Below are 17,308 nucleotides of genomic sequence, written 5' to 3' on the forward strand. Positions count from 1 at the left end.
TCAATTAGAATGCCAAATTTATTTGAAAAAGAGCTTTTAAATTTGGCAATTTATTGTATGGCAGGAATTATTATAATGATAAAAAATTATTAATAAGATAAATTATTTCAAAAGAATTTATAAGCTTCTTAAATATTCAATCATTAGTCGTACACCAAAAGCAGTATCGTATTTATGAGTATAGTTATTTGCTCTATGTTTTATTGCAGGACCTGCAATATCAATATGAGCCCAGGGAATTTTTTCATCTACAAAATGTTCTAAAAATTTTCCAGCTGTAATTGCACCACCCCAGCGAGGACCAAGATTAGCTACATCTGCTATTTCACTTTTTATCATTGATTTATAATCATTCCAGAAAGGCATACGCCATAGTCTTTCGTATGTTTTAAATCCAGCTTTTAGTAACCTTTCAGCAAGTTCATCATAAGAAGTAAACAATCCAGCTGCTATTTCACCAAGTGCAACAGCACAAGCTCCGGTTAAAGTAGCAAAGTCAATAATTTCATCAGGTTTTTGTTGAGATGCATAATAAAGTGCATCTGCCAGAATAATTCTTCCTTCTGCATCTGTATCTTTTACTTCAATGCTTTTTCCCGAAGCTGAAATAATTACATCACCAGGTTTATAAGAATTTCCTCCTGGCATATTTTCAACTGCTGGGATTATACCAATTAATTCAACAGGCATTTTTAATTGTGCTGCTGCTTTTATTACACCAACCACAAGAGCACCACCGGACATATCTGCTTTCATATCAATCATACTACCCGTTGGTTTTATTGATAATCCACCTGAATCGTATGTTACACCTTTTCCTACAAGTACAATTTTTCTTCTGGTTTTAATTTCAGGTTTATAATGAATTACAATCATACACGGCTTATTTTTACTCCCTTTTCCTACAGTTAGAATTGCATTCATCTTTCTTTTCTTTAATTCTTTCTCATCAAATATTTTCACACTTAAACCATATTTCTGAAGTTCCAATTTTGTTCTTCTTGCAAATTCTAATGGAGTTAAAACTGCGGAAGGTTCATTAACTAAATCACGAGCAAAATAAACAGCAGACATTATTTTTTCAGAACTCTCAATTATTCTTTTAACAATTGCTGAATCTGTAAAATGTATACTAACTAATAAGTCTTCTGGATTTTTTTTATCACTTTTATATTTATCAAATGTATAATTCCCTAAAGCAATTCCTTCCAGTATTGTTTGTATAAGATAATCTATACTATCAAAATAATTTTTGAATGGTTCAAGGATTGGTGTAACTATATGAAGTTCTTTTAGTTTTTTATTTACCAGTGATGGAATCAGTCCTGCAAAATAATTTCTAAAAAAATCACAATTAAATTCTTTATCTAATTTTACTTTCTTTAAAAAAATTATTGAAGGTTCTCCTTCATTATTATAATATGTCAGTACATCATTTTTTTTATCAAGGAAATTATTTTTTTGAAGTTCACTTATCTTAAGTCCCAGCGATTCAAAAAAATTATCAAGCTGATTTTTTAGTTGATCACTATCTACAAAAAATTTAATTAGAGAAGAATTTTCTTTGAAACTTATGTAATCGCCTTCTGATTTGAATTTTAGTTTAAAAAGCATTTTTACTCCTTAATATAATTTTGTGCAGCAGCAATAACTTTATCTTTTATTTCATTCAGTTGAACATTATAGAGTCGAGAACCAGATGCATTAATATGACCACCACCACCAAATTCTTCTGCAAGTTTATTTACATTAATATCGCCTTTGGATCTAAAACTAATCTTTACTCCATCATTCATTTCATAAAATAAAATTCCAATTAATACACCTTTAATCGAAAGACAATAAGAAACAAATCCATCTATGTCATCTTCAGTTGTATTATAAAATAATTGATCTTGTAGAGTAATTGTCATATAAGCAATTTTTTTAGAAGAATCCAGCTCAATGGAATTTAATGCTTTCCCTAATAGTTTAATTCTCTCAAAGTTGAACTGGTTATAAATTTTTTCATAGACTTCTGTAGGATTTACACCTGTTTCAAGAAGTTCGGCAACAATTTTATGCAATTTTGGTGTGGTTCGTTCATAACGAAATGAACCGGTGTCGGTCATAATTGCTGCATAGAGTTGATATGCAATTTTGTAATCAATATTTACAATTGATGTTTCTTTTATAAAATCATAAATAATTTCACCAGTAGCAGAATATTCAGTTCCGCCAAAAATATAATCGAAAAAATTTTCCGGATCCTGGTGATGGTCTATACAAATTTTAATACCTTTAAAGTTTTTGACACAATCTTCCAGTTTAACAACTCTATTTACACGGTTTAAGTCAACAAAAATTAATACATCAGTTTCATTAAAAATTTTCTCGTGTAATTCAAAATTGAATTTTTGTATTACATTTTCTTCGTCAAGAAATTCCAGATTATATGGAGTGGCACTATGATTTATTACGTGTACTTTTCTATTGAGTTGTTTTAGAACTAAATAAAGAGCCAATTCAGAACCGATTGCATCAGCATCTGGATTGACGTGAGTTGTTAAAATAAAAGAATTATTATTTAAAATTATTTCTTTAAGAACATTGTAATTATTCATAATATTTTATAATAATTTTGAAAAGTAAAGATATGCATACCAGAAAAAAATAAAAAGGCGAAGTAAATACTTCGCCCCTTAAAATTCTTTGGTTTTTATTAAATATTTAATTTACTTCCCAGATATTATTGTTGAACATCAATTTTTCATACGTACCTTTGCCTTTTTTAGATTTCACCTCTTCAATTTGCTTCATATAATCTCCATCGAATGTAGGTTTATTGAATTGACGGAAAACACCAATAGGAGTAGGTAAACCAGGAATATCTGTAAATCTTGAAAGAATGAAACCACGTGTTGGATTAGCATCAAATTCATCATGTACCCAGCAATCATTAATTGAATGAACTCCATCATTAAGGTTAATTACAACAGGATTTAATCCATCGAGTTTAATTCCTTTATCTTTATTAGCACCAAATACCAGTGGTTTACCATGTTCAAGTACGAGAAGATTATCGGCTTTAGTTTCTTTATCTGTAAGATGAGAGAAAGCTCCATCATTAAAAATCACGCAGTTTTGGTATACTTCTATAAATGCAAGTCCAACATGTTTAGAAGCTCTTAAAAGCATTTCCTGCATATGTTTGGTTTCGCGGTCAATAGTTCGTGCAATAAAAGTTGCACCTGCAGCATCAGCAAGTTTTATTGCATTAAAAGGAAACTCAACTGTTCCATAAGGTGATGATTTTGTAATTTTCCCTTTTTCTGAAGTAGGAGAATATTGACCTTTTGTTAAACCATAAATTTGATTATTAAATAATACGATTTTCAGATTAATATTTTTTCTACATGCATGAATAAAGTGATTACCACCAATACTCAACATATCACCATCGCCGGTAGCAATCCAGACCTGTAATTTTGGATTTACAAGTTTTACTCCAGTTGCTATTGCCGCCGCTCTACCATGAATTCCGTGGAAACCATAAGTTCCCATATAATATGGAAATCGGCTTGAACAACCAATTCCTGAAATCCAAACAATATTTTCTTTAAGTTCTCCAAAATCCGGAGATGTTCTTTGAGTTTGGGCAAGTATTGAATAATCACCGCAACCCGGACACCATTTTACATCAACATCCGATGCAAAATCTTTTGCAGTATACTTAACCTGAGTTTTTATTTCATCTATTTTATTTTCCATTTTTTCCTCCTAAGACCTCGATAATCTTATTTTCAATTTCTGATACCTTGAATGGACGTCCTTGAACTTTATTTAATTGTATTACATCTTTCAAAAATTTGCTTCTTATAATAAACGCTAAATGACCCATATTAAGTTCAGGAATCAAAATCTTTTTAAATCTATTTAAAACATCTCCTAAATTTTTAGGGAATGGATTTATATAACGTAAATGAGCCTGCGAAGCTTTATAACCTTTCGATTTAATATTTTCGATTGCTTCTTTAATTGCACCATATGTGCTACCCCAACTTAGAACTAAAAGTTCCCCTTCCTGTTCTCCTTCAACTACCAAATCTGGAATTACTTTTTGAACATTATCAACTTTTTGTTTTCTTACACGAACCATCTCTTCATGATTTTCAGGTTCATAGCTAATATTTCCATAAATATTTCTTTTCTCAAGACCACCAATACGATGTTCCAGTCCAGGTGTACCTGGTATAGCCCATGGACGAACTAAATTTTCATCTCGCTGATATGGATAAAAGTTTGTTGGATCGGTTCTAAAATTAACTTTTATTTCGGGCAATTCTTCAAATTTTGGAATTCGGAGTGGTTCTGAACCAAAGGCTAAATAACCATCAGTTAACAATATAACTGGTGTCATATGTTCGATTGCAATTTTTGAAGCTTCGATAGCCATATAGAAACAATCTGCTGGACTTTGAGCAGCTAAGACTACTAAAGGAGCTTCTCCATGTCTACCAAACATTGCTTGAAGTAAATCTGCCTGTTCAGTTTTTGTAGGCATTCCTGTACTTGGACCACTTCTTTGAACATCAACAACAACAAGTGGAAGTTCAGTCATTACAGCTAAACCAAGTGCTTCTGTTTTAAGTGAAAAACCTGGACCAGATGTTGTTGTAATAGCCAGTGCTCCTGCAAATGCTGCACCAATAGCAGCAGAGATTCCAGATATTTCATCTTCAGCCTGAAATGTTATTACATCATATTCTTTATATTTGCTCAGTTCCTGTAAAATTTCTGATGCTGGTGTAATAGGATAAGAACCAAGAAATAGTTTTAAACCACTTTTTAAGGATGCTGTAACGAATCCCAGAGCTGTTGCTTCGTTACCTGAAATATTACGATAAATTCCTTTAGGAAGTTTAGCAGCTTTTATTTCATATCTTGTTGTGAAAATTTCGGTAGTATCGCCATAATTATAACCTGCCTGTAATGCTCTTTTATTTGCTTCGACTAACTCTGGCCTATTTTTAAATTTTGTTTCAATCCATCTCATTGTAATATCAATGGGACGATTAAACATCCAGTACATCAATCCTAATGCAAAAAAGTTTTTACATCTTTCTTTTTCTTTAGTCGATAAATTTAAATCTTCCAGAGCAGACATTGTAAGTTGTGTGAGTGGAACAGGAATAACATTATATCCTGAAAGTGAACCATCCTCGAGTGGATTGGTTTCATAATTTGCTAATCTAAGATTTTTTGAATCAAATGCACTGGAATTTATTATTATAGTTGCATTTGGTTTTAAATCCTTAAGATTAACTTTTAGTGCAGCCGGATTCATTGCTACAAGAACATCAGGTGTATCACCTGGAGTTTGAATATCTTTACTGCTAAAATGTAATTGAAATCCACTTACACCAGAAAGTGAGCCAGCAGGGGCTCGAATTTCAGCAGGGAAATCTGGAAGTGTACTTAAATCATTACCTACTACTGCTGTAGTATCAGTAAATTGAGAGCCGGTTAACTGCATTCCATCGCCAGAGTCACCAGCAAATCTTACTGTTACATCTTCAACTATTTGAATTACCTTTGCCATTTTTTTCTCTTAATTAAATAATTATACTTTTTATCTGTTTAAAAATATAAAATAAATTAATAAATAAAATACCCGAAATTTATTTAACTCTTTGAAGTTTTTTAAGAAATTCATCAGAATTAACAAAACCTGTAAGCCTTTCAACTTCATTTCCTTTAGAATCAATAATTAAAACAGTTGGCATACCTACAATATTAAACTTTTTACGAATTATATCATTTTTTTCTGAAAGTGTTTGTGTCATATCAACCTTAAAAGTTATATAGTTTTTCAGTTCATTAATTACTCTTTTATCAGAAAAAGTAAGTGCATCTAATTCTTTACAGGGAATACACCAATCGGCATAAAAATCAATAACAATTTTTTGTTTGTTCAAAAGTGCTTCTTGAAAATCTTCTTCTGTATACTCCCTCCAGTTTGGAGATAATTTTTCTGCAGGCATAATTGAATAAATAGAAATTCCTATAACAATCAATGAAAAAATTATTTTGAACAATTTAAAACTGAAAACCTTATTCCCCATTCTATCAATTATTAAAAGATACAAAGCAGCAATAATACCAAAAGCTGGTAAGAAGTAAACATTAATATCCTTGGAGAAAAGAGGCTGTATAAAGTAAATAGCCATACCAAGTAATAAAAATCCAAAAATATGTTTTACACCTTCCATCCAATCGCCAGCTCGAGGTAACTTTTTGATTTTACCAGAAAATATTGCAAGTAACAGATATGGAGTTCCCAATCCAAGAGCCAGAACAAAAAACATTAAGAATCCATAATATGGATCTCCCTTTGCAGCCACATACGTTACAAGACCAAGTACAAATGGACCAATACACGGAGCAGCAACTATACCCATAGTTAATCCCATAAAGAGTGAACCAAATAAACCAGCCTTTGCACCACCAGCTTTCATCACCCATTTATCAGGAAGTCTGAATTCATACACACCAAACTGGCTCAACGATAAAACAACAAACAATAATGAAATAGCAATCATTACAATAGGTTTTTGAAGAAGCGTTCCAAATACTGCTCCACTTAAAGATGTTATAACTCCAATTATTGAATAAGTTATTGCCATTCCTAAAATGTAAAGAGAACCTAATAATAACAATCTACTTGTTCTTCCTTCGCTCTGACCTCCAAAATATCCAATTGTAATTGGAATTAAAGGATAAACACAGGGAGTTAAATTAAGAGCCAATCCTCCCAGAAATATAAATAGCAAACTTAAAACTATTCCATTTGATTCAAGTAAAGAACCAATTGAATTATCATTATTTTTATTTGCATTGCTTTCTTCAAAATTAATTTTATTAAAAATGCTTTCATTAATTTCATTTACTTTTATTGAATTACTAACAATATTGATTTGGAGAGTATCAATAACTTTTGCTGGCGGCATACAACTTTCGTTATTACATGCCTGGTAATTTAAATGAATTGGAATTTTATATGTGCCCAGTGGAATATCTGGATCAATTCGAATTAATCCAGCAATAAAAATTTCACCATCAAATACAGAGACTGGTTTTTCTGAAAAACTAAATTTTAATTCTTTTGGTTTTGGGAAATAAACATTAGCCAGTGGAAATTTATTATCAAGTGAAATAACTCGAGTTGGGATTAAGAAATCTTCGTTTGGTTTATCTGAATTTATATGCCATGAATTTTTTATCGACACTTTTATAGCAAATTTGAAATTAGAATTCTGATGAGCATTATCCTGCCCGCTTATTAATTCAATTGTTACAATATCGCTGGAATTAAATTGAGAATAATTAATTCCTGCTAAAACAAAAAAAATTAGAAACAATATTTGCTTTAACATATACTACCTTTGAGTTAATAATGTTAATTTAAGATTTATAACTTTCTCCAGCCCTGAACTATAGGATATCTTCTTCCATATCCAAAAGCTTTTGTTGATATTCTGAGCACAGGTGCTGCTTGCTTTCTTTTAAATTCATTTCGATCTACCATATTTAATACTTTCAAAACAGTTTCAGGTTCTCCAATTGCTTCTGAAATTTCTTTAAATTCTTTTTGTTCTTCGAGATACATTTTTAAAATTTTATCGAGTAAATCGTAAGGTGGGAGCGTATCCTGATCTTTTTGATTTGGTCTTAACTCTGCGGAAGGAGCTTTATTTATTATTTCCTTTGGAATAATCTCTTTGTCACGATTTATGTAATTCACAATTTTATAAACCTGAGTTTTATAAACATCTCCAATTACTGCAAGTGCTCCACACATATCACCATACAACGTAGCATAACCAGTTGCAAGTTCCGATTTATTTCCAGTTGCACAAAGTAGATAACCATGCTTATTAGATAATGCCATCAAAAACATTCCTCTTATTCTTGCCTGAATATTTTCTTCAGTTAAATCTGGCTGCTTTCCTCTAAAAGAACTATTAAGCACTCGTAGAATTTCATTAAATACAGATTGTATTGAAATTTTCTCTGATGAGATGCCTAAATTTCGAATAAGTTTCTCAGAATCTTCTATACTTCCTTTACTTGAAAATTCTGAAGGCATTAAAACAACATGAACATTTTCTTTGCCGAGTGCCTGAACAGCTAAATAAGTTACCAAAGCAGAATCGATACCACCACTTAATCCAACCAATGCTTTTTCAAAACCAGTTTTACGTGCATAATCTCTAATTCCCAGAATCAATGCATTTAGTGCTTCTTCTTCAAAAATATCTTCAACATGGTTAATTTCATTATAATTCTTTTTAGTATCAAAAACAAAATAATCTTCCTGAAAAGCTTTCCCCAGCATGCACAATCTTCCATTTGAATCAAAACACATACTTGCACCATCAAAAATTAATTCTGTTTGTGCACCAACATAACAAACATAAACAAGTGGTAATTTATCTGTTCTTGTAAGAACACTCAGCATATTATAACGAAGTTTTCTTTTCCCATATGCATAAGGACTTGCAGAAATATTTATTAAAAGAGTTGCTCCAAGTTCTACTTGCTTTTGAACAGGATCGACTGGATATCGACGTTTTTTCCAGTAGTCTTCATCATTCCAGATGTCTTCACAAATTGATATGCCAAGTTTTTCATTCTTAAACTCATGAATATTTACTTCTTTTGCAGGTTCAAAGTATCTAACTTCGTCAAATACATCATAATTGGGAATTAATGATTTACTCTGAACAAATTGAATCTTTCCATTGTAGCATAACACAGCTGAGTTGTAAACACCTGTTCCAATTAATTCTTCGTAATCTTCTGTTATGGTTCCAAAAATAAGTCCAACATCTGTTGTCTGTTTAGCAATTTCTTCGGTAGCATTTCTTATTGCTTCTCTGAATTCTCTTTTTTCAACTAAATCAAGTGGTGGATAACCACAAAGAAATAATTCGGGAAAAATTACAATATCAACTCCATCATTAATTCCTTTTTGATATCCTTTAAGAATTTTTTTTGTATTACCTTTGATATCTCCAATTATGTTATTGTATTGACAGATAGCTATTTTCATAAAAATTATTTTTTTTGTTTAAAGAAAATTAGTAAGTATATATAAGAATTCAAACCTTTTCTATATTAATGCGTCTTAATAATCAGACTAATTTTTGCTGGAGGTTGATATGCCAAAAAAATTATATCGTTCGAGAAAATTTAGAGTACTCGGTGGCGTAGCAGGTGGCTTAGCTGAGTATTTTGGATTAGATCCAATTCTTATGAGAGTAATTTTTGTTTTGATTACTCTAATTAATGGAATTGGGATTTTACTTTATATAATTCTCTGGATTATTATCCCAGAAGAACCATTAGAACTTGCGTATAACATCAATCAAGAAGAAAAAAAAGATAATCAAGAACCACAACAATCTCAGACAATTTTTGAATCCAGAAAAAATGGGAAAGGCAGAACTGTTATTGGAATTATTCTAATAATCATTGGTTTACTGTTCTTAGCCGAAAGATTTATTCCTTCATTTTGTTTTGAAGATATTATACCAATAACATTAATCATAATCGGAGTTCTTTTAATATGGAATTCAGTATCTAAATAATGAGGTGTGAAATGAAAAGTAAGCAATTGTCATGGGGTTTCTTTTTAATTACAATAGGCTCATTATTCCTTTTAACTAAATATAATTTTATTAATACAGATTTCTCTTTTGTTTGGGACATCTGGCCATTGATTTTCATTCTCTGGGGTGGATTAATAATATTCAAAAATACTATTGCAAAGCCAATACTGAGTTCGCTTACTGGAATTTATTTAGCCGTGATGCTTTTTGGTATAGTTTCAAATACATTTTCTAATTTCGACTGGACAAATGATTATAATCAAGTTTACCAGACTTATGCAGAAGATTATAATGATTCTATAAAATATGCTGAATTAGATTTTAAATCGGGTGCTGGTTATTTTGAAATTGCAGAAACCACAGATAAATTAATTTTATGTAACAGTTATGGAAGCTGGGCAGATTACGATTTTGAAACAAGCAAGACAGATAGTTCTTGTTATATTGATTTAAGACTCGAAAAAAACACTTTTAATTTTCCAATTAACAAAGTAAAAAATAATCTCTTAATTAATTTAAATGAAAAACCAGTATGGGATATCGACCTGAATTTTGGTGCTGCCAAAGCAAAACTGGATTTATCTCATTACAGAGTTCGTAATATTCAATTAAACACAGGTGCATCAAATGTAATTTTGAAATTAGGAGATAAATACGATTCAACTGATGTTGATATTGATATAGGAGCTGCAAAAATTAAAATTTATGTTCCTAAAAATTCTGGGTGTCGTCTCGAAGGTGATATGGTACTTATGAGCAGAGATTTAGATGGTCTAAAGAAAGTTGATTCAGATTTATATGAAACACCAGATTATGAAAATGCCCAGAAAAAGATATCCATTAGAATAAATGGAGGAGTATCATCATTCAAAATTATCAGATACTAACTTTTCGGGTTGCCAGAAATGTTTTTTCATATTTACACATTTATTTTCATCAAACTCGATTCCTTCGGCTCGTAAAAGTTCTTCCATTAAATCAGGGTCGCCAAAATGTAATCTTCCTGTTAAAGCACCAAAACGATTTACAACTCTATGACAGGGTAAATTACTATTTTTTGCACTATTTAAAGCCCATCCAACAGTTCTTGCAGCTGAACGAATGCCGCATGCTTCTGCAATAGCACCATACGTAGTTACTTTTCCTTCTGGAATTTTTGCTACTATTTTATACACTCTATCAAAAAAATCTTTTTCACTTTCTTTCATCTTTATTTTCGACATTTTGCAATTCCCATATTTTCATATATGTCATCATATTTGTCATCATGTGTATTAAAGAGACCATTAAACCATAGATTCCATCTTTGTATCCTTTTCTTGAAATAAAATGGTTTAAAAATGCAGCCAAAGGATGCAATATTAAATCTCTTGCTTTTACTTTTTTTGAATTAATCTTTTCTTGTGCTTGCAGATGTGAATAAATATTTATTTTACGAAAAGTATCGTTAAAATTTTGATGTGCTTTATGAATTATATCACTCTTCAAATAACCAATTTTTCCAGTTACTTCAAAACCTTCATGCACTTTTCTATCTATAACACCTGCAAAATTTTTTTTGAATAATCTTAATTGATAATCAGGATACCAGAAACAGGTTTTAATTTCTTTGTGATTAAAAAAATTAAGACGTGGAATAAAATAACCATTAAAATCATTATCGTTTGATAAAATAAATTCAATTTCATTTTTTAATTTATTTGAAACTCTTTCATCTGCATCGAGACTTAAAACCCATTCATTATTTGCTTTTTCCAGAGAGAACTTTCGTTGAGAAGAATATCCTTCCCATTTGCGAATGAAAATATTATCTGTATATTTTTTAGCAATTTCAATTGTTGAGTCATTGCTTTCTGCATCCACAATCACAATTTCATCTGCCCATTTTACACTTTCAAGACAATCCTGAATATTTTTTTCTTCGTTATAAGTAATAATAATAACGGAGAGCTTTTTTCTTTTATTATTCAATAATTACTCTCCAATAATTTTAATAATTACTCTTTTTCTTCTCTGTCCATCAAATTCTGCATAATAAACCTGTTGCCATGGACCAAAATCAAGTTTACCATCTGTAACTGGAATTATAACTTCGTGATGAATCAATAAACTTTTAAGGTGAGCATCTCCATTATCTTCACCTGTTCTATGATGTCGATAGTTTGGATTAAAGGGGGCAAGTTTTTCGAGCCATTCATCAATATCTTGAATTAAACCACTTTCTGCGTCATTAACATAAACTCCAGCTGTAATATGCATAGCAGATACTAACACCATTCCTTCTTTAATACCACTTTTCTTTAATGCTTTTTCGACATCAGAAGTTATATTTATATATTCTCTTCTTTTAGCTGTATTAAACCATAAATATTCAGTATAACTTTTCATAAAACAACTCTCTTATTGTTGAGAAATTTCATCGGTTAGTTTTGCAAGTCTTTCTGCAAGACTATAGATAAGTTTATAGGATATATCAGGATATTGCTTAATTATATCTTCAATTTCACCTTCAACTTCGATGAGTTCTACATCAGTTATTGCCAGTATTGATGCTGTTCTTGGTTTTTTCAATATTAAGCTCATCTCACCAAGAATAGTTCCTTCTTTATCAAACTCTCTAATCTTAATCCCATTTTTATAAATTCCAACTTTACCATCAACAAGTACAAAAAGTTTATTTGCTTTTTCTCCTTCGTTTGCTATCAGTTCACCTTTCATAAAACTTCTTAGACGAGACATGAAATAGTCCTTTAATTTTGTGAGAACTTAAGAAGATATTCTTTTATGAAGTTATTAATATCTCCGTCCATTACTGCCTGTGTATCGGATGTTTCATAACCAGTTCTATGATCTTTTACAAGATTATATGGATGAAAAACATAAGAACGAATTTGACTTCCCCATTCAATCTTTAGTTTATTTTTTTCATATTCACTCAATTCTGCCTGTTGTTTTTCTAATTCAAGTTGATAAAGTTTTGCTTTAAGTAATTTCATTGCATTTGTTTTATTTTGCAATTGTGAACGTTCAGTTTGACAGGACACAACAATTCCAGTTGGAATATGTGTAATTCTTACAGCAGTTTCAACTTTATTTACATTTTGTCCACCTTTACCACCAGATCGAAATGTATCGATTCTTAAATCAGCTGGATTAATTTCTATTTCGATTGTATCATCAACTTCGGGGATTACAAAAACAGAAGCAAAAGATGTATGTCTTCTTTTATTAGCATCAAATGGAGAAATTCGAACAAGTCTATGCACTCCATTTTCTGCTTTTAAATAACCATAAGCAAATGGACCTTCAACCTCAATAGTAACACTTTTAATTCCAGCACCTTCACCTTCGAGATAATCGATTAAAGTCATTTTATAACCATTTTGTTCACCCCATCGTAAATACATTCTCATCAACATTTCTGCCCAATCCTGAGCTTCAGTTCCACCAGCTCCAGAATGAATTGTTAATATGCAATTTTTATCATCATCTTTACCACTAAGCATGCTTTTTAATTCAAGCTCTGAGTAGCTTTTTTGAATCTCTGCAAGTTCTTTTTCTATTTCTGCTGCCAGAGATTCATCATTTTCTGATTGAGCAAGTTCGATAAATTCTCTAAGATGTTTTTCTTTTTTATCGAGTTCATTCCATGAATCCACCCAAACCTGAAGAGATTTTGCTTTTTGCAATAAAGCCTGAGCATTTTTTTGATCGTTCCAGAAATCAGGTGCTTCTGACTTTTTTTGTATTTCTAAAATTTGTTTTTCTTTTTCATCCAATTTAAAGATAACCTCTCAAGTTTTTTATTTTCTCTTCCATTTCGTTAAGCAATTTTAATTGTTCTTCAAACATCTTTTCTCCTTTTTTTAAAAATGTATTAATAAATCAAAATTTATACTTACAAATTTATCATTTATTTTGATATGATGTGGTGCAAGAAAATATATAATATTTATGAAATTTTTAGTGAAGCTTCTTCTAATATTAAATTATGAATATTATCTAATTCTTCAGAACTATTAACATTTATCCATTTAATTCGTTTATCTTTTCTGAACCATGTCATCTGACGTTTAGCAAATCTTCTGGTGTTTCTTTTAATAAGTGATATTGCTTCATCAAGTGTAATTTCATTTTCCAGATATGAAATTATTTCTTTATATCCAACCGTATTAAGTGCATTTAAATTTTTTGTAAAACCTGAAGATAAAATATTTTTAACTTCTTCAACCAATCCAGCATTTATCATCTCGTCTACTCTACTTTCAATATTTTTATAGAGAGTTTCTCTATTCCACAGCAAACCAAATTGTAAAAAATCATAATCTACATTTCTTTTATATTCTTTATGGAAATGCCAGATTGGTTTACCAGTTAAATGATAAACTTCGAGTGCTCTCATAACTCTTTTCCAATTTTGAGGTAACATTTTTGATGCACTAATAGGATCAACATCTTTCAACATATTATACAAAAATTCGTTGCCATATTTTTCTCTTTTTTCTTTCAGTTCTCTGCGAAATTCTTCATCTACATCTACATCATTAAATATTCCATCGACAATTGCTTTAACATATAATCCAGAGCCACCAGCAACAATAGGTATTTTATTTTGAGATAATAAATTCTCAATAACTTTTAATGCATCTTCTTCATATCTACTAACATTGTAATCTTCATCGGGATTTAATAAGTCAATAAAATGATGTTTTACTATCATTAATTCTTTTTGTGAAGGTTTTGCTGTACCAATAGATAAATATTTATAAATCTGTCTACTATCAGCCGAAATTATTTCTGTATTTAAATTAAGAGCAAGGTTAATTGCAACCTTAGTTTTACCAGAGCAGGTTGGTCCAACTATAACAATTACTTTCCGTTCCATCCTTCTTTTCCAACCAGGGGTACAAATGCAAAATAAGGGATTTCATTAACTCGAAATTCTTCTTCAGAAATTTTTGTAAGAATTTTTAAAACCTGTGTTTGACGATCGCCAACTGGTATAACTAATATTCCATCAATAGCAAGTTGTTTTTTTAAGTTTTTGGGAATTGAGGGACTTCCAGCTGTAACAATAATTCTATCGTAAGGAGAAAATTCTTCCCAACCAATAGTTCCATCACTACAGCGTGCTGCTATTCTTAAATTCAATTCATCAAAAATTTTAAGTGCTCTATTATAAAGTTCATAATTTCTTTCAATAGTAAAAACCTTTGCCCCCATTTCATATAATATTGCAGCTTGATATCCAGAGCCTGTACCAATTTCTAAAACCTTATGACCTGGTTGAACTTTTAATGCTTGTGTCATTATTGCTACAGTATATGGTTGCGAAATAGTCTGTCCATATCCAATTGGAAGAGCAATATCTTTATAAGCATGATGTCGAACAGCTTCGGGAACAAATAAATGGCGTTCTACTTTAAGCATTGCATCAAGTACACGCTCATCTGTAATCCCTTTTTTTCTTAAACTATTAACTAATTCTAATCTATCTTCTTCAAACATTTCTAAAATAAATTATTAATTTTGGTATATAAAAATAAGAGTTAATTAACAAATATATCGGGTTTATTAATGACATTAGAAACTATTTTTGGTGCATTAATTATTATGCTCATGCGTATATGTGATGTTACAATAGGTACATTCAGGACAATGTTAGTTGTGCAGGCAAAAAAATATCATGCTGCATTTGTAGGTTTTTTTGAAGTACTTATCTGGATTACGGCAATGAGTTACATAGTAAGACATTTAGACAATACAATTAATTTAATTGGTTATGCTTTAGGTTTTGCTATCGGGAACATATTAGGAGTAACATTAGAACAAAAAGTAGCAATTGGATTTTCACAGGTTAGTATAGTATCACTTCATCATACAGATGAAATTGTAAGCAAGCTAAGAGAAAAAAATTTTGGCGTTACAAAATTACCAGGTGAAGGGAAAGTCGGAGAGATTTCGATTATTTTGGTTATAATAAAAAGAAAACATTTAGAAGAGGTTTTAAGACTTGTAGAATCAATAGACAAACGAGCTTTTATCACAGTACAACATTCCCGTCCTTATCGAGGATATATACATGGTCCCAGGGTATAGAAAAATAAATATATTATTGCTAAGAATTAGTCATAGTATTATATTTACAAACGAAAATTAATTGTTCTTAAGAGATTGGAAATGCGGGAATAGCTCAGTTGGTAGAGCGCAACCTTGCCAAGGTTGATGTCGCGGGTTCGAGTCCCGTTTCCCGCTCTAACTAATCCCGATACTATTCGGGATTTCTTTTTTGTAAATACTGTACATTTCGAATCATTAACAGAGGGCGGTGTAGCCAAGTGGTCTAAGGCGAAGGTCTGCAAAACCTTTATTCGTCGGTTCGAATCCGACCGCCGCCTCTAACTTAGTTTTAATCCCCATATTTTTTGTTTATGTTCTAAGGTCTCTTAAAGATAATAAACGGTATATTGGTTTTACTGAAAATTTATCCCTGGGAATCCATCCCTTTGGGAGCAGACTCAAGGAACATAATAATGGCCTTGTTAAATCCACTCGCAGACGCATCCCTCTTGAACTTATTTACTTCGAAACTTTCTCTTCAAAACATGATGCTCTCTTAAGAGAAAAATTTCTTAAATCTGGTCAAGGACGAACTTTTCTTAATTCCATTATCCAATCGAAGGTCTGCAACCCGCCTTCGGCGGGCGAATCCGACCGCCTTTAACTTAGTTTTAATCCCCATGTAATTTATTTACGTTTCTCAGATCGCTCAAAGACGCTATATTGTTTTCTACAGAAAACTTATCTCTGAAAAATCCATCCCATCGGGAACAGATTCTGGGAACATAATAATGATTTTTTTAAATCTACTCGGAGAGATCCCTCTTGAACTTGTTTTTATTAATTGATCATTTCTTCTAAAACTTAATATTGTTTACGAGAATTACACTAAAGTAAATCTCTTATTTTTTACTGAGTATTTCTTTTATCTTTTCATATCGTTCTTCTACTTTTTCTATTTGACTTTCTTTAGAACACTTTTCCTTAATATCATCTAATTCAGTTAGAGCTTCGTTGAGTATTCCAATATCAATCATAACATCAACAAAAAATAGTCTATCTTCTATTTTTGATTTAGTATCTGGATATTTACGAAATGTCTCTTTTGCAAGTAAAATACCAGATTCTTTATAACCATTTTTAACTAAATGTTTTGCACCATTCAATTTCTTAATCCCTAAATCACTTAAACTATTTTTAATTGTTGAACTACTTCCTACTTTTTCTCCATAGACTGCAGTATTACGCCGTGTGTCATTCTCCTTATTCTTTGGTAAATTTCTAATTTCTTCCATTGCCAGAGCTAAAAGTAATTCATTAATGGATATCTTTTTAATATTATTTATTCCCAGAGCTGAATTACTTTGAAGAATGAAACGACTCCCATTATTATTTAATATCACATAAGATTTATCACCTGTTGCAATTAAATCACTTCCTTTTAAGATTTGACCTTCTTTAACTTTTATCCATTCTTCACTGTATCCAATTAATGCTTTTACATCGCCATTTATTTTTTCTACTGTAAATGATTGACAATTTATTGAAATTGATAAAACTAATAGAATAAAAATTATCTTTTTCATATATCACCT

At 30.8% G+C, this 17,308-nt stretch carries 18 protein-coding genes and 2 tRNA genes; 6 read left to right on the forward strand and 14 right to left on the reverse strand.

The window, feature by feature from the left end; translation table 11 throughout:
- Positions 1–117: 117 nt before the first annotated feature.
- The 6 genes from VJY38_RS03365 to VJY38_RS03390 form a co-directional block, all read right to left on the reverse strand.
- Complete coding sequence (locus tag VJY38_RS03365; protein ID WP_353679255.1) at positions 118–1,614, reverse strand: leucyl aminopeptidase; 1,497 nt, start codon at positions 1,612–1,614, stop codon at positions 118–120.
- Between the two features lie 2 nt (positions 1,615–1,616).
- Positions 1,617–2,603 carry a DHH family phosphoesterase gene (locus VJY38_RS03370; protein WP_353679256.1) on the reverse strand — a complete coding sequence of 329 codons (987 nt, stop codon included), beginning with the start codon at positions 2,601–2,603 and terminating at the stop codon, positions 1,617–1,619.
- A 106-nt stretch (positions 2,604–2,709) separates the two neighbouring features.
- Complete coding sequence (locus VJY38_RS03375) at positions 2,710–3,750, reverse strand: 2-oxoacid:ferredoxin oxidoreductase subunit beta (RefSeq protein ID WP_353679257.1); 1,041 nt, start codon at positions 3,748–3,750, stop codon at positions 2,710–2,712.
- Complete coding sequence (locus tag VJY38_RS03380) at positions 3,740–5,581, reverse strand: 2-oxoacid:acceptor oxidoreductase subunit alpha (protein ID WP_353679258.1); 1,842 nt, start codon at positions 5,579–5,581, stop codon at positions 3,740–3,742. The genes VJY38_RS03375 and VJY38_RS03380 overlap by 11 nt, the downstream gene beginning before the upstream one ends.
- A gap of 79 nt (positions 5,582–5,660) precedes the next feature.
- Entirely contained in the window at positions 5,661–7,415 is a 1,755-nt protein-coding gene (locus VJY38_RS03385; protein ID WP_353679259.1) for a protein-disulfide reductase DsbD family protein, read from the reverse strand.
- Between the two features lie 35 nt (positions 7,416–7,450).
- Positions 7,451–9,094 carry an NAD+ synthase gene (locus VJY38_RS03390; protein WP_353679260.1) on the reverse strand — a complete coding sequence of 548 codons (1,644 nt, stop codon included), beginning with the start codon at positions 9,092–9,094 and terminating at the stop codon, positions 7,451–7,453.
- Positions 9,095–9,203: 109 nt separating this feature from the next.
- Between VJY38_RS03390 and VJY38_RS03395 the strand changes: the two genes are divergently transcribed.
- Both VJY38_RS03395 and VJY38_RS03400 read left to right on the forward strand, forming a co-directional pair.
- Complete coding sequence (locus VJY38_RS03395; RefSeq protein ID WP_353679261.1) at positions 9,204–9,632, forward strand: PspC domain-containing protein; 429 nt, start codon at positions 9,204–9,206, stop codon at positions 9,630–9,632.
- A gap of 11 nt (positions 9,633–9,643) precedes the next feature.
- Entirely contained in the window at positions 9,644–10,540 is an 897-nt protein-coding gene (locus VJY38_RS03400; protein ID WP_353679262.1) for a toast rack family protein, read from the forward strand.
- On the opposite strand, the gene VJY38_RS03405 is transcribed toward VJY38_RS03400, so the two are convergent.
- From VJY38_RS03405 to VJY38_RS03435, 7 genes are all read right to left on the reverse strand, one after another.
- Positions 10,517–10,876 (reverse strand): MGMT family protein, encoded by a 360-nt coding sequence (locus tag VJY38_RS03405; RefSeq protein ID WP_353679263.1) that lies wholly within the window; start codon positions 10,874–10,876, stop codon positions 10,517–10,519. The genes VJY38_RS03400 and VJY38_RS03405 overlap by 24 nt on opposite strands.
- Positions 10,848–11,624, reverse strand: a complete 777-nt coding sequence (locus VJY38_RS03410) for a glycosyltransferase family 2 protein (protein ID WP_353679264.1) — start codon at positions 11,622–11,624, stop codon at positions 10,848–10,850. The genes VJY38_RS03405 and VJY38_RS03410 overlap by 29 nt, the downstream gene beginning before the upstream one ends.
- A gap of 3 nt (positions 11,625–11,627) precedes the next feature.
- Positions 11,628–12,041, reverse strand: coding sequence for a secondary thiamine-phosphate synthase enzyme YjbQ (locus VJY38_RS03415; RefSeq protein ID WP_353679265.1), 414 nt, complete (start codon positions 12,039–12,041; stop codon positions 11,628–11,630).
- 12 nt (positions 12,042–12,053) lie between these two features.
- Positions 12,054–12,371: a Crp/Fnr family transcriptional regulator gene (locus VJY38_RS03420; RefSeq protein ID WP_353679266.1), complete on the reverse strand. Its 318-nt coding sequence runs from the start codon at positions 12,369–12,371 to the stop codon at positions 12,054–12,056.
- A gap of 32 nt (positions 12,372–12,403) precedes the next feature.
- A protein-coding gene (gene prfB, locus VJY38_RS03425) for a peptide chain release factor 2 (RefSeq protein ID WP_353679267.1) occupies positions 12,404–13,505 on the reverse strand; the annotation gives its coding sequence in 2 pieces (ribosomal slippage) (positions 12,404–13,435 and positions 13,437–13,505; 1,101 coding nt in all).
- Between the two features lie 100 nt (positions 13,506–13,605).
- Positions 13,606–14,538, reverse strand: a complete 933-nt coding sequence (gene miaA / locus VJY38_RS03430; protein ID WP_353679268.1) for a tRNA (adenosine(37)-N6)-dimethylallyltransferase MiaA — start codon at positions 14,536–14,538, stop codon at positions 13,606–13,608.
- Entirely contained in the window at positions 14,523–15,161 is a 639-nt protein-coding gene (locus VJY38_RS03435) for a protein-L-isoaspartate(D-aspartate) O-methyltransferase (protein ID WP_353679269.1), read from the reverse strand. Before VJY38_RS03435 ends, miaA begins: the two co-directional genes overlap by 16 nt.
- A gap of 69 nt (positions 15,162–15,230) precedes the next feature.
- Here VJY38_RS03435 and VJY38_RS03440 point away from each other — a divergent pair, with 69 nt between their 5' ends.
- From VJY38_RS03440 to VJY38_RS03455, 4 genes are all read left to right on the forward strand, one after another.
- The gene (locus VJY38_RS03440; protein WP_353679270.1) at positions 15,231–15,752 is read left to right on the forward strand and encodes a DUF2179 domain-containing protein; all 522 of its coding nucleotides are present in this window, start codon (positions 15,231–15,233) and stop codon (positions 15,750–15,752) included.
- A gap of 83 nt (positions 15,753–15,835) precedes the next feature.
- Positions 15,836–15,908: transfer RNA gene (locus tag VJY38_RS03445), tRNA-Gly, on the forward strand.
- A 69-nt stretch (positions 15,909–15,977) separates the two neighbouring features.
- Positions 15,978–16,051 (forward strand) — tRNA-Cys (locus VJY38_RS03450).
- A gap of 20 nt (positions 16,052–16,071) precedes the next feature.
- Positions 16,072–16,377 (forward strand): GIY-YIG nuclease family protein, encoded by a 306-nt coding sequence (locus VJY38_RS03455; RefSeq protein ID WP_353679935.1) that lies wholly within the window; start codon positions 16,072–16,074, stop codon positions 16,375–16,377.
- A 238-nt stretch (positions 16,378–16,615) separates the two neighbouring features.
- On the opposite strand, the gene VJY38_RS03460 is transcribed toward VJY38_RS03455, so the two are convergent.
- On the reverse strand, positions 16,616–17,299 hold the full coding sequence (locus VJY38_RS03460) for a FecR family protein (RefSeq protein WP_353679271.1): 684 nt from the start codon (positions 17,297–17,299) through the stop codon (positions 16,616–16,618).
- Positions 17,300–17,308 lie beyond the last annotated feature (9 nt).

It is taken from the genome of Rosettibacter firmus (genome assembly GCF_036860695.1).
Taxonomy (GTDB): domain Bacteria; phylum Bacteroidota; class Ignavibacteria; order Ignavibacteriales; family Melioribacteraceae; genus Rosettibacter; species Rosettibacter firmus.